Source organism: Oribacterium sinus (genome assembly GCF_963537195.1).
Lineage (GTDB): Bacteria > Bacillota > Clostridia > Lachnospirales > Lachnospiraceae > Oribacterium > Oribacterium sinus_A.
The window spans coordinates 1-21,702 of sequence record NZ_CAUTEG010000035.1 but is presented as its reverse complement, the minus strand read 5'-3'; the positions used below and the strand labels follow the sequence as shown (position 1 = coordinate 21,702).

The window sequence follows — 21,702 nt, the reverse complement described above, 5'->3', positions numbered from 1 at the left end:
TAGCAGGGGCTTATAGCCCCGAGCAAACCACCCGTTTGACGGGTGGTAGTGATTTATAATCCGGTTTTTTTATAGTTTAAAATCTTTCCTTTTATAGTTTTTAAATGGATATAGAAATACCTCCCTAAAGCATGAAGAAAGGAATTATTAGCACTTATACTTGATGAGTGCTAATAATTGTGTTATACTATTTTTGTTTGGTGCTCCATAGGAGCTATAGGAGCTATAGGAGCTATAGGAGCTATAGGAGACATAGGATTTATGTGTTTATATTTTATATAGTAGAAAAGAGGTATTTTATGGAAAAAAAAGGATCTTTATCAATTCATAGTGAGAATATTTTCCCGATTATCAAGAAATGGATGTATAGCGATCAGGACATTTTTGTACGTGAGCAGATTTCCAATGCTACCGATGCGGTAACAAAGTTGGAGAAGCTTGCCTTAATTTCCGAATGGGAGAAGCCGGTAGACTATAAAGGCCGGGTAAGCGTTATCGTGAATCCTGATGCTAAAACCATTTGCTTTAAGGATAACGGTATCGGTATGACGGAGGAAGAAGTAGAAAAGTATATTACGCAGATTGCTTTTTCCGGTGCAGCGGATTTTATTGAAAAATACAAGGATAAAGCCAACAGTGATCAGATTATCGGCCATTTCGGTCTTGGATTTTACTCTGCTTTCATGGTTGCCGATCGGGTAGAAATTGAAACCCTTTCTTATAAAAAGGACGCAAAGCCGGTGCATTGGTCCTGTGATGACGGAACGGATTACAGCATGACGGAAGGCAGTAAGTCTTCTCACGGTACGGAGATTACCCTTCATTTGAACAATGACTGCTTAAAGTATGCCAATGAATGGGAAATGCGTTCCATTATTGAAAAGTATTGTTCTTTTATGCCGGTTGAAATTTATCTGGAGAAGCTTCCTAAGGACAGTCAGGAAATTTTGGCCTCTGAAAAGCTTCCCGGAGATGTTGTTTTGGAAGAGATTCCGGAGAAGGTAGAAAAGGACGAGAAGGGCGAGGAGAAAAAAACGGAGGCAAGGCTGAAGATTGAAAAGCGCCCCGTACTCCTGAATGAAATCCATCCGCTTTGGGGAGAGTCTCCTTCGTCTGTGACAAAAGAGCAGTATCTTGATTTTTATCGGAAGACTTTCCATGATTATAAGGAGCCTTTGTTCTGGATTCATTTGAATATGGATTATCCATATCATTTGAAGGGAATTCTGTATTTCCCGAAGATTAATTCGGAGTATGAATCCATCGAGGGAACTATCAAGCTTTATAACAATCAAGTCTTTATTGCGGATAATATTAAAGAGGTCATTCCCGAGTATCTGCTTCTTTTAAAGGGTGTGATTGATTGTCCGGATCTTCCTTTGAACGTATCTCGTTCTCAGCTGCAGAATGACGGTTTTGTCAAGAAGATTTCCGATTACATTACCAAAAAAGTGGCAGAGAAGCTTTCCGGTTTATGCAAGACGGATCGAGAGAATTATGAGAAGTATTGGGATGACATTTCTCCCTTTATCAAGTACGGTATTCTTAGAGATGAGAAATTTGCAGAGAAAATGAAGGACTATATCCTGTTTAAGGATTTAGAGGACAAGTATCTCACTTTACCGGAGCTTAGGGAGAAGAAGGATGGTTCAGAGTCTGCTTCCGAGAATACCGGGGATAAGAGTTCTGAGGAGAGTCAGCAGAAAGAGAATCAGACTTCCGATGAAAATACAAATGAAAGCGGTACCACGGAGCAGTCCGGCGATGCGGAAAAGCAGGAGGAAAAGGTACAAAGAGTTTACTATGTTTCCGATGCCTTAGCCCAGAGCCAGTATATTCGCATCTTTAAAGAGCATAAAAAGGAAGCGGTTTATCTCACGGAAAGAATCGATTCTGCCTTTATTACTGAATTAGAAGCGAAAAATGAAGGGCTTCGTTTCCAAAGAATCGATGCGGACTTCCAGGAGGCTATGCAGGAGAAGCTTTCCGAGGAGGAACAGAAAAATCTTCAAAGCCTTTCAGAAAAATTGGAAAAGAGCTTCCAAAAGAATCTTGCAAAGGATAAGCTGAAGATAAAACTGGAAAGGCTGTTGTCGAATACACCGGCTGCGCTGCTATCCATTTCCGAGGAATCCAGAAGAATGCAGGAGATGATGAAAATGTATGCTATTTCCGGCATGCCTATGGGAGAACTTCCTTTGGAGGAGAGTTTGGTGTTAAATGAAAAGCATCCTTTAGTGGATTATCTTCTGAAGCATGAGACTCTTTTGGAAACAGAGGAAGGAAAGCTTCTTGAAGAGCAGATTTATGACCTTGCCCGTATTCAAAATGCCAGCCTGAACGGAGAAGAGATGAAGCAATTCGTAGATCGCTCCGAAAAGCTTCTTTTACAGTTTGTAGAGGAGAAAAAGGCTTAAAAGAAGTACAAGCTTGCCGATAAATTTTTAAATTTGTAAAAAATGATAGAAACTCGCGGAAAATACTTATTTTTCCGCGAGTTTTTGCTAATAGTCAAAATAAGAAGATTTATGTTATAAATATAACGATGCAGGAGTAGAGTTTTTTAGGAGTAGAGGAGTAGCATGAAGAACGAGAAATTTTTATCTTACTTGGTGATTCTCGCCGGTATTCTCTGTGCTGTGATTTTAGGGATTCGTTCTTGGAATACAGAACAGGCGAGAAAGGTGGACGCTCCGGATACGGCAAAGACACAGAAGGTTACTGTAGCCGGTTTCGGAGGAGACATGACATTGGAGGTTACCGCAGATGCGGATAAACTCTATGGGGTAAATGTCTTAAGCAATTCTGAAACCCAGGGTATCGGAAGCAAAGCAGTGGAAGCTCTTCCGGCTTTGATGGTGGAACAGCAAAGCTTTAACGTGGACGGTATTGCGGGTGCAACCGTATCCAGCACGGCTCTCCGTACCGGTGTAGAGCAGGCTATTAAGGAAATGGGCTTCTCTACAGATAAGTTTAGTACTCCCAGCGGTGGAAGCAGCAAAGCAGAGCCGGAGAAGGACCAGAATCTGGAAGCGGATGTGGTAGTTATCGGTGCCGGCGGGGCAGGAATGATTTCCGCTATTACCGCAGCGGATTTGGGAAAATCTGTTGTGATTTTGGAAAGCCAGGCCATGGTGGGAGGAAACTCTATCCGTGCAACCGGAGGTATGAATGCAGCAGCGACCAAGTGGCAGAACGAGAATACCTTTGAAGAAGGAGCAGGAGTAGAGAAAACTCTGGCAACAGCTGCGGAAAAGTACAGTGACAATGAAACCATTACCGCCTTAGCTGCCAAGGTAAAGGAACAATACGCCGCTTATCAGGCCAATCCGGAAGGATATTTTGATTCCGTAGAGTTGATGGAATTGGATACCATGGTGGGAGGAAAGGGCAAGAACAATCCTACTTTGGTCAAGGTATTGGCCGAACAATCCGGTCCGGCTATTGATTATCTTGAAAAATTAGGAATGACCATTCATAATGTAGGTTCCTTTGGAGGAGCTTCCGTAAAGAGAATTCATCGTCCTGTGGATGAGAATGGAAAGGTTATTGCGGTGGGTTCTTACATGATTCCTATTTTAGAGGAGAATCTGAAAAAACGGGATAAGATTACCTTACTGACTTCCGTAACCGCGGAGGAAATTACCAGGTCAGAGGATGGCAAGATTTCCGGTGTAAAGGCTAAGGGCAGCTCCGGAAACTCTGTAGAGGTTAAAGCTCCTGTGGTTATTGTAGCTACCGGCGGTTTTGCAGCTAATAAGGAGATGGTGGAAAAGTACCAGCCAAGCTTAAAGGGCTATATGTCCACAAATGCACCCGGTGCTTTAGGACAGGGAATCACCATGGCGGAAGCTGTTGGAGCGGACACCGTAGATATGGATCAGATTCAGATTCACCCTACAGTAACCACAAACGATGCCCATCTTATTACAGAGGGCTTGCGGGGAGACGGTGCTATTCTGGTGAACCAGGAAGGTCTTCGTTTTACCGACGAGGTAGGAACCAGAGATGCGGTATCCAAGGCGGAGATTGAACAGACTAATTCTCAGGTTTATCTGGTGCTTGATAATAAGATGGTGGAGAAATCCGCTGTTATTCAGGGCTATATTAAGTCCGGATATACCGTGACCGGTGAAGATACCAAGAGCCTTGCCAAGGCTATGGGGGTTCCTGAGGATGCCTTTGAAAAGACCATTACTGAGTGGAACGAAAGTGTAGCGAAGAAAGAGGATAGCGCATTCGGAAGAACCAGCTTTGCGGACCCACTGGATACAGCACCTTTCTATGCCATTAAGGTAACTCCCGGCGTACATCACACCATGGGAGGACTTCGCATCAATGAAGTCACCGAGGTTTTGGACAAGAACGGCAATGCAATTCCCGGACTTTTTGCGGCAGGAGAAGTTACCGGAGGAGTACATGGGGCTAACCGTTTAGGCGGAAATGCTGTTGCAGACTTTACTGTCTTTGGAAAAATTGCAGGAGAATCCGCAGCAAAATTCCAGGGCTAATAGAAAATTTCCCTAATGCATCGATACTTTCCAAAAAATACATTGATGCAGGGATAGGAAAAAAAGGCTAAAGAACTTATTCTTTGGCCTTTTTTTGTCGTCATATTGTGTAGGAAATCATGGGGACTGTAAAAAGAAAGTAAGGAAAGCGGACTTGCGAAAACAATAAAAATGAGATAGAATAAGGCAAGTTTTGAGAGGGACGTGTTTTTATGAATAATGAGATGAACCATACCCAGATTATTAAACCGGTGCAGAACAGTTTGGCGGCATCAGAGGTATTAAAGGAAGTTTATACAGCGTTGACAGAGAAGGGCTATAACCCTATTAACCAGATAGTGGGGTACATTATGTCTGGAGATCCTACCTATATTACCAGCTATAAGGGGGCCAGAAGCCTGATTAACAAGGTAGAGCGGGATGAACTCCTGGAAGAGTTAATGCGGAATTATGTAGAGAGTAAATTAAAAAAGTCATAAGCTTTTTTGGTCTGTCTGGAGTTCCGGAGAGACCTTTTCTTCAGTTTCAGTAGGAGTAGTATGCGGATTTTAGCATTAGATTACGGATCCAAAACAGTGGGGCTCGCCATCACTGATCCTTTGGGTATCATTGTTCAGCCTCTTAAAACCATTTGGCGGGAAAGAGAAGGAAAATTACGAAAGACCGTAGAAGAAATTCAGGAAACTTGCAAGGAATATCAGGTGGAAGAGTTGGTTCTGGGTTATCCCTGCCACATGGACGGTAGTGAAGGAGAAAGGGTAGAACGGGTTCTGGCTTTTCAGGAAATGCTTAAGAAAAAAATAGAGCTTCCCATACATTTGTATGATGAACGGCTCAGTACCATGGAAGCGGAAGAAATTTTGCGAGAAAACGGGGTTCCCAAGGATAGACAAAAGGAAGTTTTAGATCAGGTAGCTGCTCAGGTAATTTTAGAGGATTACCTTCGAAACAGAGAGGAAGGGTAAAATGGAAGGCGGAAGAATTCGTTTACGTTCAGAAGAAGATGATTTAGAGTTGGAAATTTTGGAGGAAACTGTGGTACAGGGAGTGACCTATATTTTGGTTACCGATGCCAAAGAAGGGGAAGACGGCGTTTGCTATGTGATGAAGGACACATCCGCCCCTGAGGACGAAGAAGCGGATTTCAGCTTTGCGGAGGGAGAAGAGGCGGAACGCATTATGGATATTTTCGCGGAGCTGCTTTCCGGAGAAGATATTACCATAGAGAGATAGAGTCGGACTTGGAAAAGTTCTCATTAAGCTAAGAAAAGCCCGAGAGAGTGGGGGCAAGAAAATATTAAAACACGAATGTAAAGAAAGAAACGTAAATACAAACGAATATAGACTAAGAAAGGAATAGAATGAAAGAAGGAAATAACGGAAACAGCAACAACAGTGAAAAGAAGAAGGTAGAAGGGGCTCATCGTATCGTAAACGTACACAAGAGTCAGATTGGAAAATCGAAAAGTACCGATGGAAAGAGAAATTACAGAACAGCCAATGCCAGAGCAACGGCGAAGCAGGAAAGCAGGATGATGAACGTGCCAACCCCAAGAAAAAATCCCTTAAGACCAAGAGGCAGGGAGGAGGACAAACCGGTTTACAGCCCGGAGCATTTTCCCTTGCTCACCGGAACCATGGAGGTATCGGAAAGTAAGGCAAAGGGAAGAAAGCCGAAGCATAGTTTTCAGGGCTCTGTGAAGGTAATCCCCTTGGGGGGACTGGATCAAATCGGTATGAACATCACTGCCATTGAGACAGAGGATACCATGATTATCGTGGACTGCGGATTGGCCTTCCCTACAGATGATATGTTGGGAATTGATCTGGTTATTCCGGATATCAGCTACATTAAGTCCAAGATTCATAAGATGAAGGGCTTTGTAATCACCCATGGTCATGAGGACCATATCGGTGCTCTGCCCTATGTTTTACAGCAGATTAATGTACCGATTTATGCTACGAAGCTCACTCTGGCTTTGATTCAGCGGAAGCTTGTGGAAAACGGCTTGGATAAGCTGGTGAAGATGAAGACCATGAAGTTCGGTCAAACCGTGAACTTCGGAGATTTAAAGGTGGAATTCGTAAAGACCAACCACTCTATTCAGGATGCGGCTGCCTTGGCGATTACCACTCCTGCCGGTGTGATTATCCATACCGGAGACTTTAAAGTGGATTACACACCTGTTTTTGGGGATCAGATAGATTTACAGCGCTTTGCGGAACTGGGAAAGAACGGCGTTCTGGCCATGCTTTCCGATTCCACTAATGCCCAAAAGCCGGGCTTCACCATGTCTGAAAAGACAGTGGGAAGAACCTTTGATTTGATTTTTGCAGAGCATCAGAATAACAGAATCATTGTGGCTACCTTCGCCTCCAATGTGGATCGTGTGCAGCAGATTATCGACACTGCCGCAAAGTACAAGAGGAAAGTTGTGGTAGAGGGACGTTCCATGGTGAATGTTATCTCTGTGGCCTCCGAGTTGGAGTATATTCATATTCCGGAGGGAACCCTCATTGACATTGAAAATTTAAAGGATTATCCCGATGAGCAGACTGTTCTGATTACCACCGGATCTCAGGGAGAGTCTATGGCGGCTCTTTCCCGTATGGCCAGCGGCATGCATAGGAAGGTCAGCATTGGCCCCAATGATGTGGTAGTTATGTCTTCTCATCCTATCCCCGGGAATGAGCGGGCGGTAGACCGGGTTGTTAATGAGCTGTGTAAGCTCCATGCCAAGGTGATTATGCAGGATACCCACGTTTCCGGTCATGCTTGCGCAGAGGATTTGAAGCTTTTGTACTCCCTGGTAAAGCCCAAGTATGCTGTACCCTTCCATGGTGAATTTCATCATAGAAGATCTGCAGCAACGCTGGCGGAATCTGTCGGTGTAGATAAGGATAAGTGCCTGATGCTGGACAACGGTGATGTACTGGAGTTCACGGCGAATGGAGAAGAAGTCAGCTACAGCATCAAAGAAAAGGTGCAGGCCGGCGGTGTTTATGTGGACGGACTGGGCATCGGAGATGTAGGAAATATTGTGCTGAGAGACCGTCAGAACCTGGCACAGAACGGAATCATTGTGGTGGTTCTTACCCTGGAAAAATATTCAGGACATCTGATGGCAGGACCGGACTTGATTTCACGAGGCTTCGTCTACGTGAGGGAGTCTGAGGATTTAATGGAAGAAGCCAGAGTGGCGGTGCAGGATGTGGTGGATGACTGTCTTTGCACCCATGTCAGCGACTGGGGTAAGATTAAGACTCAGATTAAGGATGGACTGTCCGACTTCCTTTGGAAGAAGATTAAGAGAAATCCTGTGATTTTACCGGTAATTATGGAGGTATAAACGGAAAATGGAGAAAAGAAGCTTCTTAAGGGCATTTACCCAAATATTGATGAGTGTATCTGTACGCTTTCTTTTTCTCGTATTTCTTTTGTTTTTGATTTTGCAGGGGGTACAAGTTGCCTATCGTTATGGCCATGGTCTTATGTACGACCATGCCATGGAAGCCTCACCGGGAAGGGAAATCACCTTGGATATTCAGGAGGGGGAGTCCTGGAAGGAAGTGGGAGAAAACGCCAAGTCTTTGGGACTTATTCAAAACGCCCAGGCCTTTGCCCTGAAAGCCAAGCTTTACCACAGTAAGTTGCTTCCGGGAAAATACACTCTGAGTACAGCCATGACCCAGGTGGAAATGCTGGACAGTATTACAGAGGAGGGAAAGAAGAATCAGGAATTAAGCGATAAGAACTTAGTTACTGAGACGGAAGACCAGAGCACCGAGGAAAGCCGAGAGGATCAGGAAATCGGTGGCGGAAATGAAAATGAATAGGAAGTACTTTGGATAAAAAAGACAGAATCAGCCAATTTATACAATCCTTCCTCCCGGAAAGAACTGCTTTCCTGGAGGAGATTCGCAAGGAAGCGCTATCGGAGGCCGTCCCTATTTTACGGGAGGAAACCGCAGCGCTTCTTCGTGTTTGTTTGAAAACGAAAAAAAAGCCTAAAATTTTGGAATTGGGGACTGCTGTAGGCTATTCCGCCCTGGTGATGATGGATGCCTTAGGGGGAGAAGGGGAGATTGTAACGGTGGAGAATTTTCCGCCCAGAATCGAAAAGGCGAAACAGAACTTCGGGGCAAGTCCTTATCAGGATAATATCACCTTATTGGAAGGGGACGGAAGCAGGATTTTGGAGGAGCTTCTGGAAAAGAAAGAGCAGTTTTCCTTTGTATTTTTGGATGCTGCCAAGGCTCAATATCCTCTTTGGCTTCCTTCTATTTTGAAACTCTTGTCTCCCGGTGGTATACTCTTTTGTGACAATATTCTCCAGGGAGAATTATTGTTGGAGAGTCGCTTTTATTTGGATAGAAGACAGAGAACGATTCACAAGCGGATGCGGGAGTTCCTGAGGCTTCTGCAAAGGGAGGAAAGTCTGGAGACCTCCATTTTACCTATTGGAGACGGAGTAAGTCTGTCTATCAAGAAAGCATAGAGCTCATCAGTAGAAAGTATTCATCAGTACAAAAAATTCATAAATACAATGAGTTCATCAGTACATAGAGTAGAAAGTAGGATTATGAAGAGAAAAGTGGAGTTATTAATTCCGGCAGGATCTATGGAGGGCTTGAAAACCGCCATTCATTACGGGGCGGATGCCATCTATATGGGAGGAGAGGCATTTTCCCTCCGGGCAAATGCCAAGAACTTCAGTTTGGAAAAGATGAAGGAAGCGGTGGACTATGCCCATGAAAGAGGGGTAAAGGTCTATGTCACCGCCAATATTTTGGCCCACAATGCGGATTTACTGCCTATGCGAGAGTACTTTTCCGAATTAAAGGAAGTGGAGATGGATGCGGTATTGATTGCGGATCCGGGAGCCTTCCTTTTGGCAAAGGAAATGATGCCGGGAGTGGAGATTCATATTTCCACTCAGGCCAACAATACCAACTATGAAACCTTTCGTTTCTGGCATCAGCTGGGCGTAAAGAGAGTGGTTTGTGCTAGAGAGCTAAGCTTGGCAGAGATTAAGGAAATCAGGTCTCATATTCCGGAGGATATGGAAATCGAGGCCTTTGTGCATGGGGCAATGTGTATGTCTTATTCCGGCCGTTGCCTGCTTTCCAGCTTTTTCACCGGAAGGGATGCTAATCAGGGAGCCTGTACCCATCCCTGTCGCTGGAAGTATTCTTTGATGGAAGAAAAGCGTCCCGGAGAGTATTATCCGGTGTTTGAAAATGATAGGGGAACCTACATTTTCAATTCCAAAGATCTGAATATGATTAGTCATATTCCCGACCTGATTGAGGCGGGAGTGGATTCTTTAAAGATTGAAGGGCGAATGAAGACGGAGCTATATGTGGCTACCGTGGCCAGAACCTATAAGGTGGCTATTCAGGATTATCTGGAGGATCCGAAGAAGTATGAGGAAAAGCTTCCGATTTATGAGGAAGAAATCCGGAAATGTACCTTTAGAGACTATAGTACCGGCTTCTACTACGGTAGACCGGATGAGGAAGACCAGATTTATGGTAACAACAGCTATAGTGCAGGTGCTGTTTATCTGGGAACAGTGGAGAAGGTGGAGGGAGAGTTTGCCTTCTTACAGCAGAAAAATAAATTTTCCGTGGGGGAAAGCATTTCCATTATGAAGCCAAACGGGGATAATCTGGATACAGAGGTGCTTTCCATGGAGGATGCGGATACCGGAGAAGCACTGGAATCCTGCCCCCATTCCAAGCAGAACTTAAAGATTCGTTTTTCCGTACTTCCGGAAGCCCAGGATGTATTAAGAAGAATCGAAGACAAATAGAAAAAAATCTATTAGAGGGAAAACTCCATTAGGGAGAAAACTCCATTAAGGAGAAAATTCCATTAAAGAGAACAGTCTATTAAAGAGAACAGTCTATTAAGGAGAAAAGTCTTCTAAAGGAGAAAGAATTTTCAGGAGTAAACCGGGAAAGGAGAAGATATGGGAATTGTATTTTTAATATTAGCCTTAGGATGTTTTCTTTACTTTGGCTTTTTATGGACCACCGCTTCCTATCTTTCCTTTCTTTGGATTTGGCTTCTTTTGGGAGCCATTCATCTCCTGATGGCCTTTGTCTATAAGGCACCGGAGCGTTTACGGAAAAAGCCCTTGTTCTTTCGTTTTCGAATTTTTTGTTTAAGCAGTTACTGCATTTTTTTCCTGCTTTTCAGTTATCTTATCGGCTATTTAAGCCAATATCACTACGGGCAGTGGAAGGATCCCCTTTCTTATATTTTGGTGGTGGGTTCCGAATTGGAAAACAATAAGATTACGCCACTCCTTCAAAATCGCCTGGAAAGAGCGGATTTATGCTATCAGGAGAATCCTTCGGCAACCATTGTACTTTCCGGTGGTAAGGGAAGGAACAGTGCCAGTGCGGAAGCCAGCGTGATGTACCAAAGTATGCTGAAGATGGGGATTCCCGCCGATGCTATGCTGATGGAGTTTTACTCGAAAACTACGGAGCAAAAGCTTTCCTACGGAATAGAAAGCATTTTCCAAGGGGAGCAGAATCAGGAAGGCTCCGAGATACAAGAGGATCTTCGTCAAAAGCGTCGGGAAGAAGTCCGGAAAAGACTGGCAGCCCAGGAAAATCAAGTTGTGGACTATGAAGAGGACTTGGATTCGGATGAGATTTTTGATTCGGTGGAAGAGCTTAAAACAGAGGCATCCGAAGGACAGGAAATTAAAGACGATTCAGCCGAGAAAGAGATCGGAATCGGCATTGTAAGCTCCCAGTATCAGATGTTCAGAGCCTGCCATTTTGCGGAACAGGCTCTAAAAAAGCAGAGGGAAGAAGGGAAAGTGGATGCTTTACAGAAAGTCAGCATAGTGGGCTTTCCTTCGGTAGAGGACCCTGCGCTTAGGCCGCATCTTTACTTTCGGGAGGCACTGTTCCTCTTCGGAGAAAGGCTCTGCCATAAACTTTAGAAAGGCTTTGCCATAAGCTGTAAACAGGCTTTACCGTAAGCTGTAGACAGATCAGGGAAGAATTCGGTAGTTTAGAAAGGAATAGATATTTTGATGAAGGCATATCAGTTTATAGAAGAAAAAGAGATTAAAGAGCTGGAAACCATGGCACGTGTATATGAGCATAAGAAGACCGGTGCCAAGGTTTTATGCTTAGAGAATAAGGATGACAATAAGGTCTTTAGTATTGCCTTTCGTACCCCTGCGGAGGATTCCACGGGAGTAGCCCACATTACAGAGCATTCCGTGCTTTGCGGTTCTAAGAAGTTCCCCTTAAAGGATCCCTTTGTGGAGCTGGTAAAGGGCTCTTTAAAGACCTTTTTAAACGCCATGACCTATCCGGACAAAACCGTTTATCCGGTGGCTTCTCAGAATGACAAGGACTTCCAAAATCTTATGGACGTATATTTGGATGCGGTTTTTCATCCAAACTGCCTGGATAACTATCGAACCTTTTTGCAGGAAGGCTGGCACTATACCCTGAATAAGGAGGGAAAGCTCTGCTATAGCGGTGTAGTCTATAACGAGATGCGGGGCGCATTTTCCGATCCGGAGTCCGTACTGGAACGCTATACCTTCCATTCCCTTTTCCCGGATACCACCTACGGCAATGAGTCAGGGGGAGACCCGGAGGACATTCCGAAATTAACGTATGATGCCTTTAAGGCCTTCCATCAGCGCTTTTATCATCCCTCCAATTCCTTCATTATCCTTTACGGAGATATGAATATGGAGGAGAAGCTGAACTGGATTGATGAGGCCTATTTGCAAGAATTTGAACGGATTTCTCCAAACTCCGAAATCGCAGGGCAGCAGCCCTTCGGAAAAATGGTGGAGGAAAGCCACTACTATCCTATTTCCGAGAAGGATAGTAGTGAAAATAAAGCTTATCTTTCCTACAACTTTGTTTTGGATGCAGGGCAGGATGCGAAGAAGTCCATGGCATTTTCTTATCTGGATCATGCCTTACTTTCCGGTCCCGGAGCGGTATTAAAGCAAAAGCTTTTGGAAGCAGGCTTGGGAGAGGATGTTTTCGGAGGCTATTCCGACGGTATTTTACAGCACTATTTTTCTGTTATTAGTAAGAATGTTTCTGAAGAGAGAGCCGGAGAGTTTCTACAGCTGATTCAGGATTGCTTTTTGGATGCCGCGGAAAATGGTTTAGATCATAAGACCATTTTGGCAGCTATTCACCATGATGCTTTCCAGTATAAGGAGGCGGATTACGGCAGTACCCCTAAGGGATTGGTTTACAGCTTAAATGCTTTGGATTCCTGGCTCTACGGAGGAAAGCCCTGGCTTTATCTGGAAGCAGAGGATCTTTATAAGGAACTGATGGAAGAGGTGGACAAGGGCTATTTTGAAAAGCTCTTAAAGGAAAATTTCTTGAACAATCCCCATTCTTCTCTCCTCCGTTTATTACCCAGGAAGGGGATGACAGAGCAGAAGGAAGAGAAGCTTTCAGAGGAGTTGCAGGCCAGATGGCAGGCATTTTCTCCGGAAGAAAAGGAACAGATCAAAAAAGTAAAAGAAGAACTTACTTTATACCAGCAGACAGAAAATACTGAGGAAGCTTTAAAGACTCTGCCGGTACTCTCCAGAAAGGATATCAAGCGGGAAGCGGAGTCCTACCCTTATCAGGAGGAAAGCCTTGGAGACAGAAAGTTGATTTTGGTGCCCGGAGATTCTAAGGGGGTTCTGTACCTTCGTCTGCAATTCCATACCGACGGACTGAGTGAGGAGGAACTGTCCTATCTTTCCTTCTTAAAAACCTGCCTTGCCTATATGGATACGGAAAATTATCGTTTTCAGGATTTTAATTCTGAAATTTATCTTCATACCGGAGGCTTTAGTGTGGATTTAACAGCTTACCCGGATTTTGTAGAGAAGGATCGATACACCGGTGTCTTGGCTATGGACTTTAAGCTTTTACAGGGAGAATTAAAAAATGCAGTAGAGTATCTTGAGGAGATGCTGTTTCGAACGGTTTATCAGGAGGAAAAGCGTCTTTCCGAGATTCTTTTGGAAGCAAAGTCAAGAGAAAGAATGCGCCTGGAGGGTTCCGGTCACAGCTATGCGGTGACTCGTGCCATGTCGACTTTCTCTCCAAGCTCTCATTTTCAGGAGCAGATTAAGGGGATTGTCTATCTGCATTTCTTAGAAGAACTGGAAGAGGATTTTCGTAAGAATCCTAAGGCCTTAGTAGAAAAGCTTACAGCCCTATCCAAGAAGATTTTTAGTGGAGAAAGATTGCTCCTTGCAGCAGGGGGAGATATCGGCATTTTCGAGAAGGAAAAGAAAGAGCTTACAGATTTCTTGGGAAGACGTTTTCCGGAAAAGGAAGACTGGAGAGAAACAAAATTTGCAGGGGAAAAAGAGCGCAGGGAAGCCTTCAGTACCACCTCCCAGGTGAACTATGTAGCGACCGCAGGCTCCTTCCAAGGGGAAGCTTACCCCTATACCGGAAGCCTGAAGGTTTTAAAGGTGATTTTGTCCTACGACTTCCTCTGGAAGAACATTCGAGAGCAGGGAAATGCCTATGGGGCTATGTGCGGCTTTGGACGAAACGGAGAAAGCTTTATGGTTTCCTACAGGGATCCCAATGTGCAAAGAACCTTGGAGCAATATCGTAAGGTGGCAGAGTATCTGGAAAACTTCAAGGTGACAGAACTGGAGTTAAACAAATATGTTATCGGAGCCATCTCCGAATTGGATATGCCAAAGTCCGCCTATACCAAGTTCCTTTTGGGATTAAGTTGTTATCTTTCCAAGCTTACAAAGGAAGACTTGCAGCGAGAAAGAGATGAACTTTTAGATGTGGAGGAGAAGGATATCCGAAATCTTTCTGCCTATATCAAGAGAGCATTTCAAGAAAAGGCACTTTGTGCCATTGGAAATAAGGGTGAGCTGGAAAAGGCCAAAGCTGCTTTTGAAAGTCTGGAAGAGATTTAATAGCAGGGGATAAAAAATATAGGGCTTTTGTTCTGAAAGGGAAGGGAGTATAGCGATGGGATCTGTAATTGATGATTTTTTTGCCAAGGAAAGAGGCGAAGAAGTAAAAGTAGAGGAAGGACCGGTGAAATCCGGCTTTGTTTCCATTGTAGGGCTTCCCAATGCGGGAAAGTCCACTCTTCTCAATGCCTTGATTGGTCAGAAGGTGGCCATAACTTCGAAAAAACCCCAAACCACCAGAAACCAAATTATGGCGGTGTATGATGAGGAGAGGGGGCAAATCGTTTTTCACGATACTCCCGGAATTCACAAGGCAAAAAATCAGCTATCCGTATATATGGAATCCGTGGCGGAAAAAGCTTTAGGAAACGGAGATCTGGTTCTCTATATTGTGGATGCCACCGAGCAAAAGGGGGAGAAGGAAGAGCAGATTCTTTCTCTTCTTAAGCATAGCAAAAGAAAGATTATTCTGGTTTTAAACAAACTGGACCTTCTGGGGGGAGAGGATGCCTTCCTGAAAAAGAAGGAAGACTATGAAAAAGAACTGGACTTTGCTGCTATTGTAGGAATTTCCGCCTATAAAAGTCAGGGCTTGGAGGAGCTGAAGGACATTCTTTTTGATTTGCTTCCCTATGGCCCTCGCTACTACGATGAGGAGACTATTACGGATCAGCCGGTGCGGGAAATTGCGGCGGAGCTGATTCGGGAGCAGGCTCTGTATAAGCTGGATAAGGAAATTCCCCATGGCATTGCAGTGCTAATGGACAGTATGCGAGAAAGAAAAAACGGTATCTGGGATGTAAAGGCTACTATTGTCTGTGAAAAGGAAAGTCACAAGGGAATCATTATCGGAAAGGGTGGAGCCATGCTGAAAAATATCGGTACCGGTGCCAGAATTCAGATGGAAAGTCTTTTGGAGGCCAAGGTAAATCTGCAGCTCTTTGTAAAGGTTCGGAAGGACTGGCGGGAAAATCCGGCCTATCTACGGGAATACGGTTATAGGGAGCAGAAGTAGAGCTTTGTGGGTGCAAGAAAGTTCCGTTTGTAGAAGCCAAGATTGGGAACGAGAAAGTTCCGTTTATAGAAGCTAAGATTGGGAATAGCAGTTTAGAAATGGAAAAGTACCATTAGGAAAGTAGAAGGGGTCAGTGAAAGAGGAAATTGTTCTTCACGGGGTGGTGCTGTCCGAGCACAGCTTACGGGAGTTTGACAAGCGATTACAGCTTCTCACTATGGAGAGGGGGAAAATGACGGTTTGGGCCAGTGGAGCAAAACGTCCCAACTCTCCTCTTTTGGCAGGGAGCCGTAGCTTTGTCTTCGGAAAATTTCATTTACGGGAAGGAAAGGCAGGATACACCCTTCGTTCTGTAGAGGTAGATGCCTATTTTGAAGAGATTGCAAAGGATTTGGAAAAGGCCTGCTATGCCGCCTATTTTTTAGAGCTGGCGGAGCTGGTGGCCCAGGAAAATCTGGAGGCTCCCCAAATGGTGGAGCTTCTTTATCTTTCCTTAAGGGCACTCTTACATAAAGGCTTGAAAAATGAATTGGTAAGGAGAATTTTTGAGCTTCGTATGCTGATGCTGGAGGGGGAATACACGGAGGAGCCCCCAATGCCCTCCGGAAAGTCGGTACAGGAGGCCTGGCATCATGTCCTGTCCGTACCCTTGGGAAGACTCTATACTTTTACCTTGGAGGAGGGAACCCTTCTATCCTTTTCCCGGAATGTGGATTATCTTTGTAAAGAAAGCTTTCCCAAACAATTTCAAAGCCTTCGAATCTTAAAAAGTCTTGGCTCCTAAACTTTAATAGGACTGAAAAAGCAATATAATCTAGGGAATATTGCTAAGACAGGTCTGAAAATTGAGGCATTCGTGCCCCAACTTCAGGCCTGTTTTATATTTAAAAAAGCTATTATTTATAAGGTATTTAAATAAGTTTCCTTGGGGATGGGCTGTGGATATTCCAAAGACCTCCGGCTTGATGTATAATATCAGATAATTTTACAAAGAATAAGGAGAAGAGTCTTTGTAGGATGGAAAAAGTAAAAGGAAACGTTGGGGAAATCAGCAATAGACTGGAGAGAGAAAAATGCCAAAAAATTATACCATGGACACCATTGTGTCATTAGCAAAAACCAGAGGATTTGTATATCCGGGATCTGAAATTTATGGTGGGCTTGCAAATACCTGGGACTATGGAAATTTAGGGGTAGAGTTAAAGAACAATATCAAAAAGGCTTGGTGGAAGAAGTTCGTGCAGGAATCCAAGTATAATGTAGGTATTGACTGCGCCATTCTGATGAATCCGGAAACCTGGGTGGCGTCCGGACATTTGGCAGGCTTTTCCGATCCTTTAATGGATTGTAAAGAGTGTCGTGAGCGTTTTCGTGCGGACAAGGTAATTGAAGACTTCTGCGAAAGTCACAATATTCCTTTGGAGGGATCCGTGGATGCCTGGTCCAAGGAAGAGATGGAGAACTTCATTAGCTCCCATGAAGTACCCTGTCCCAGCTGCGGAAAGCACAATTTCACCCCTATTCGTCAGTTTAACCTGATGTTTAAGACTTTCCAGGGTGTTACGGAGGATGCAAAGAACACAGTTTACCTTCGTCCGGAAACTGCACAGGGAATCTTTGTAAACTTTAAAAATGTGCAGAGAAGCTCTCGAAAGAAGCTGCCTTTCGGAATTGCTCAAATCGGAAAGTCCTTCCGAAATGAGATCACCCCCGGAAACTTTACCTTCCGTACCAGAGAGTTTGAACAGATGGAGCTGGAATTCTTCTGTAAACCGGACACAGACTTGGAGTGGTTCGGGTATTGGAAGGATTATTGCCAGAAATGGCTTCTGAATTTAGGCATGAAGCCGGAGATGCTTCGTGCCAGAGACCATGAGGCTGCAGAGCTTTCCTTCTACTCCAAGGCTACCACAGATTTAGAGTTCCTCTTCCCCTTCGGTTGGGGAGAGCTGTGGGGAATTGCGGATCGTACCAATTACGACTTATCCAGACATGAAGAGGTATCCGGTCAGGATATGAAGTACTTTGATGATGAGACCAATGAGCATTATCTTCCTTACGTTGTAGAGCCTTCTTTGGGAGCAGACCGTGTGACACTGGCCTTTCTCTGTGCAGCTTATGATGTAGAGGAACTGGAAGGAGGAGATGAAAGAACTGTCCTCCGTTTCCATCCGGCTTTGGCTCCGATTAAGATTGGGATTCTTCCCCTTGCCAAGAAGCTGGGAGAAGGGGCAGAGAAGATTTATGAGGAATTGTCCAAGTATTGGATGTGCGAGTACGATGACCGTGGAAATATCGGAAAGCGTTACAGAAGACAGGATGAAATCGGAACCCCTTATTGCGTAACCTATGATTTCCAGTCCGAAGAGGATCATGCGGTTACCGTAAGAGAAAGAGACAGCATGGAGCAGGTGCGTATCCCTATCAGTGAATTACAGTCTTACTTTGCTGAGAAATTAGCTTATTAAAGTAAGCTTTGCATAAATAAAAAACAGGAAAAAAATATTTTATTTGCTACAATAAATTTGCTAAAAAAAACATCATTTCTTTTTTGCTATACACAAGAAAGAAGTTTCGATTTTGTGTACTGTGAACATAATGCTGTTTTGTAGATGAATTTTACTGTAAATTCTGCTATTCTAATTAGAAAGAACAGGTCTACGAAACTTGTTTTTCGTAGGAAAGAAACATGGAGGAGAGCATGTACAAGATCACAAGAGTTGAGCATCTCGTTGACAAGGACTGGCTCATGGACGTGGAGGCGCCCTATGTAGCAAGAAAGGCGGAGCCCGGCCAGTTTATGATTGCAAAGCTGGGAGAGTTAGGAGAAAGAATTCCTCTCACCATTGCAGACTTCGATAAGGAAAAGGGAACCATTACCATTGTGTTCCAGGTTGTAGGCGCTTCTACAGAGAAGTTTAGTCACCTGAAAGTAGGAGACTACTTCACAGATATTGTAGGACCCTTAGGCAGACCTTCCGAACTGGTAGAATTAAGTCTGGAAGAGTTAAAAAAGGAAAATCTGATTTTCATTGCCGGCGGAGTGGGAGCTGCTCCGGTATATCCTCAGGTAAAGTGGCTACACGAAAGAGGGATAGAAGCAGATGTTATTCTTGGAGCCAGAAATAAGGATCTTCTGATTATGGAAGAAGAACTTCGCTCTGTAGCTAAGAATGTTTATGTTACTACGGATGACGGTTCTTACGGAGCCAAGGGCGTGGTTACCGATGTGTTGAAGAAGTTGGTCAATGAAGAGGGTAAGAAGTATACCCGTTGTATTGCCATCGGACCGGTAATCATGATGAAGTTTGCCGCCCTTACCACAAAAGAATTAGGAATTCCCACCATTGTTTCCATGAACCCCATTATGATTGACGGAACAGGAATGTGTGGTGCTTGCCGTTTGGTTGTCGGAGATCAGGTAAAGTTTGCTTGTGTGGACGGACCGGAGTTTGACGGACACTTGGTAGATTTTAATCTGGCAATGAAGAGACAGCAGACCTATAAGGCCGAAGAAGGTAAAGCATTACTGGAACTTTTGGAAGCAGAAAAGTCCCATGGCGGATGTGGAAACTGCAACTAAGGGAGGGAAATTATGGCAAATATGATGAAGAGAGTTCCTGTGGCAGAACAGGAGCCGAAGGTACGTGCAAAAAACTTTGAAGAGGTATGCTTGGGATACAGCGATGCAGAGGCTAAGGAAGAGGCAGACCGTTGTTTGAACTGTAAGAATCCGAAATGTGTAGTAGGATGTCCCGTTTCTATTCAGATTAATGATTTTATTACTCAGATTAAAGAAGGCAATATTGAGAAGGCTGCAGACATTATTGCAGAATCCTCCGCATTACCGGCAGTTTGCGGTAGAGTTTGTCCTCAGGAAACCCAGTGTGAGGGCGTTTGTATCCGTGGTATTAAGGGAGAGCCTGTATCTATCGGAAAGCTGGAGCGTTATGTAGCGGACTGGGCCAGAGAGCACAACTATGTGGCAGCAAAAGCTGGAGCTCCCAACGGTAAGAAAGTGGCTGTTATCGGTGCAGGACCTTCCGGCTTAACCTGTGCAGGAGATTTGGCAAAATTAGGCTATGATGTAACCATTTTCGAAGCCTTCCACGAGCCGGGAGGAGTTTTACAGTACGGTATCCCAGAGTTTCGTCTTCCCAAGACCAGAGTCGTTGGTCCTGAAATTGAGAATGTACGGAAACTGGGTGTAAAGATTCTTACCAATGTTTTCGTAGGACGTTCCATTACCGTGGATGAGCTTTTGGAGGAAGAAGGCTTTGACGCAGTGTTCCTGGGAACAGGTGCAGGACTTCCGAAGTTTATGAATATTCCCGGAGAGACAGCCAACGGTGTTTACTCTGCTAACGAGTTCTTAACCAGAAACAACCTGATGAAGGCTTACAGAGAGGATTCAGATACTCCTATGAAGGCCGGAAAGAAGGTTGTGGTTGTAGGCGGCGGTAACGTTGCTATGGACGCTGCAAGAACAGCTCTTCGATTAGGCGCAGAGGTTCATGTAGTATATCGTCGTTCCGAGGCTGAGCTTCCTGCCAGAGTGGAGGAAGTACACCATGCCAAGGAAGAGGGAATTATCTTCGACCTTTTACAGAATCCGGTAGAAATTCTTGTGGATGAAAATGACTGGGTAACCGGAATCCGTGTCATCAAGATGGAACTTGGAGAGCCGGATTCTTCCGGAAGAAGAAGACCGGTAGAGATTCCCGGTTCCGAGTATGTGATTGACTGTGATACGGTAATCATGTCCTTGGGAACATCTCCCAATCCGCTGATTAGTGAAACTACCAAGGGATTGGATACCAACAGAAGAGGATGTATTATCGCCAAGGAAGAAAACGGAGAAACCACCAAGCAGGCGGTTTATGCCGGAGGTGATGCGGTAACCGGTGCTGCAACCGTTATCCTGGCCATGGGTGCAGGAAAAGCGGCAGCAAAGGGAATTCACGAGTACTTATCGAATAAGTAATCAATAAATAAAAAAGTAGAGCAGGTTCATCCTGCTCTACTTTTTTATTTATGCTTATCGCTCTTATACTGTGTGATATCTTGTTCTCATTTAGAAGTATAATATTAGATTGCTCTGGTGTACTTCTTTAAGAATTCCTTCTCGTCTTCCTTAAGTAGTGGAGCAATGGTCTCATAAACTCTCGCGTGGTAGTCATTTAAAAGCTTCTTATCCTCAGTAGTCATCATCTCAGGATTGATGGCATCCAAGTCAAAAGGAATCAGGGAAATGGTCTCAAAATACATAAACTGGCCATACTCATTCTTCACCCCTTTTCTGGCGAGTAGCTCATTTTCCAGACGGATGCCGTGGGAACCTTCTACATAGAATCCCGGCTCATCAGTAATAATCATACCCTCCTGGAAAGCCTCCACTTCTCCGGCACGGTACTTCCAACGGAAGCCCATAGGACCTTCATGGATGTTCAGAAGGTATCCTACTCCATGTCCGGTACCGTGGTTAAAGTTTAAGTTTCTGTCCCAGAATGGCTGACGGCAGAGGATATCCAGCGTTAAACCGCTACATCCTTCTAAGAACTTCGCATTAGCAAGATGCAGGTTACTAATGGCAACCATAGTAAAGTCGTCCTTCATCTGCTGAGGAACTTCACCTAAAGCAAAGGTTCTGGTAATGTCTGTGGAGCCCTCATAGAAGCCTGCACCGGTATCACTTAAGTAAAGGGTTCCGGTATGGAATTCCACATCAGTTTCAGGAGAAGAGGTGTAATGCACAATAGCGGAATGAGGACCAAAGGAAGAAATGGGCTCGAAGCTGGGACGGATAAAGTTGCCCATTTCGGCACGGAGCTCATCCAGCTTTGCTGCGGCAGATATCTCTGTAATCTTAATCTTACCGATATTTTCCTTCAGCCACTTCATAAAGCGAAGGTGTGCAACGCTATCTTTAATCTGGGCTTTACGAATATTTTCAATCTCAACAGGATTCTTGATAGCCTTCATTAAGATGGCAGGATTTCTCTTTTCTACGGTCTTTACAGACTTGGGAATATTGTTGAAGAGAGCATAGTTTAGCTTGCTCGGGTCAATCATGACGATATCCTTGTCGGAAAGTTTTTTTACATCCTCATAAATGGCATTGTAGGGATGAAGCACTACGCCATCCGTAGCCAGCTTTTCCTGCAAAGCCTTGTCCAGCTTTCTTTCGTCAATGTATAAGTCGAAACGATCCATGCGAATG

17 protein-coding genes are annotated in these 21,702 nt (G+C 44.4%); 16 read left to right on the top strand and 1 reads right to left on the bottom strand.

Translation table 11 applies throughout. From position 1 onward, the window contains the following. Positions 1 to 299: 299 nt before the first annotated feature. The 16 genes from htpG to gltA all read left to right on the top strand — a co-directional run bounded on the left by htpG (position 300) and on the right by gltA (position 20,466). Entirely contained in the window at positions 300 to 2,417 is a 2,118-nt protein-coding gene (gene htpG, locus RYL27_RS05735; protein ID WP_314965863.1) for a molecular chaperone HtpG, read from the top strand. 165 nt (positions 2,418 to 2,582) lie between these two features. Next, positions 2,583 to 4,511: a flavocytochrome c gene (locus RYL27_RS05730; protein ID WP_314346567.1), complete on the top strand. Its 1,929-nt coding sequence runs from the start codon at positions 2,583 to 2,585 to the stop codon at positions 4,509 to 4,511. A 212-nt stretch (positions 4,512 to 4,723) separates the two neighbouring features. Next, entirely contained in the window at positions 4,724 to 4,990 is a 267-nt protein-coding gene (locus tag RYL27_RS05725; RefSeq protein WP_007158034.1) for an IreB family regulatory phosphoprotein, read from the top strand. 60 nt (positions 4,991 to 5,050) lie between these two features. Continuing rightward, positions 5,051 to 5,476 carry a Holliday junction resolvase RuvX gene (gene ruvX, locus RYL27_RS05720; RefSeq protein ID WP_007158033.1) on the top strand — a complete coding sequence of 142 codons (426 nt, stop codon included), beginning with the start codon at positions 5,051 to 5,053 and terminating at the stop codon, positions 5,474 to 5,476. A gap of 1 nt (position 5,477) precedes the next feature. Next, positions 5,478 to 5,744 (top strand): DUF1292 domain-containing protein, encoded by a 267-nt coding sequence (locus RYL27_RS05715; protein ID WP_007158032.1) that lies wholly within the window; start codon positions 5,478 to 5,480, stop codon positions 5,742 to 5,744. Between the two features lie 404 nt (positions 5,745 to 6,148). Continuing rightward, positions 6,149 to 7,861, top strand: a complete 1,713-nt coding sequence (locus RYL27_RS05710) for a ribonuclease J (protein WP_334307570.1) — start codon at positions 6,149 to 6,151, stop codon at positions 7,859 to 7,861. Positions 7,862 to 7,868: 7 nt separating this feature from the next. Further along, positions 7,869 to 8,348 (top strand): endolytic transglycosylase MltG, encoded by a 480-nt coding sequence (locus RYL27_RS05705; protein ID WP_007158029.1) that lies wholly within the window; start codon positions 7,869 to 7,871, stop codon positions 8,346 to 8,348. A gap of 8 nt (positions 8,349 to 8,356) precedes the next feature. Next, complete coding sequence (locus tag RYL27_RS05700) at positions 8,357 to 9,010, top strand: O-methyltransferase (protein WP_314965858.1); 654 nt, start codon at positions 8,357 to 8,359, stop codon at positions 9,008 to 9,010. 84 nt (positions 9,011 to 9,094) lie between these two features. Then, complete coding sequence (locus RYL27_RS05695) at positions 9,095 to 10,327, top strand: peptidase U32 family protein (RefSeq protein WP_314965856.1); 1,233 nt, start codon at positions 9,095 to 9,097, stop codon at positions 10,325 to 10,327. Positions 10,328 to 10,486: 159 nt separating this feature from the next. Continuing rightward, positions 10,487 to 11,476, top strand: coding sequence for a YdcF family protein (locus RYL27_RS05690; protein WP_314965854.1), 990 nt, complete (start codon positions 10,487 to 10,489; stop codon positions 11,474 to 11,476). Between the two features lie 93 nt (positions 11,477 to 11,569). Then, the gene (locus RYL27_RS05685) at positions 11,570 to 14,467 is read left to right on the top strand and encodes an insulinase family protein (protein ID WP_314965864.1); all 2,898 of its coding nucleotides are present in this window, start codon (positions 11,570 to 11,572) and stop codon (positions 14,465 to 14,467) included. A gap of 55 nt (positions 14,468 to 14,522) precedes the next feature. Continuing rightward, on the top strand, positions 14,523 to 15,482 hold the full coding sequence (gene era / locus RYL27_RS05680; RefSeq protein ID WP_007158024.1) for a GTPase Era: 960 nt from the start codon (positions 14,523 to 14,525) through the stop codon (positions 15,480 to 15,482). Between the two features lie 133 nt (positions 15,483 to 15,615). Continuing rightward, on the top strand, positions 15,616 to 16,266 hold the full coding sequence (recO, locus tag RYL27_RS05675) for a DNA repair protein RecO (protein ID WP_314965852.1): 651 nt from the start codon (positions 15,616 to 15,618) through the stop codon (positions 16,264 to 16,266). A gap of 289 nt (positions 16,267 to 16,555) precedes the next feature. Next, positions 16,556 to 17,950, top strand: coding sequence for a glycine--tRNA ligase (locus tag RYL27_RS05670; RefSeq protein ID WP_314965850.1), 1,395 nt, complete (start codon positions 16,556 to 16,558; stop codon positions 17,948 to 17,950). 233 nt (positions 17,951 to 18,183) lie between these two features. Then, positions 18,184 to 19,065, top strand: a complete 882-nt coding sequence (locus tag RYL27_RS05665) for a sulfide/dihydroorotate dehydrogenase-like FAD/NAD-binding protein (protein WP_314965848.1) — start codon at positions 18,184 to 18,186, stop codon at positions 19,063 to 19,065. Between the two features lie 12 nt (positions 19,066 to 19,077). Beyond that, positions 19,078 to 20,466 carry an NADPH-dependent glutamate synthase gene (gene gltA, locus RYL27_RS05660; RefSeq protein WP_314965846.1) on the top strand — a complete coding sequence of 463 codons (1,389 nt, stop codon included), beginning with the start codon at positions 19,078 to 19,080 and terminating at the stop codon, positions 20,464 to 20,466. A 104-nt stretch (positions 20,467 to 20,570) separates the two neighbouring features. On the opposite strand, the gene RYL27_RS05655 is transcribed toward gltA, so the two are convergent. Next, positions 20,571 to 21,702 (bottom strand): M24 family metallopeptidase (locus tag RYL27_RS05655; protein WP_314965844.1); only part of this gene is annotated, 1,132 nt, incomplete at its 5' end.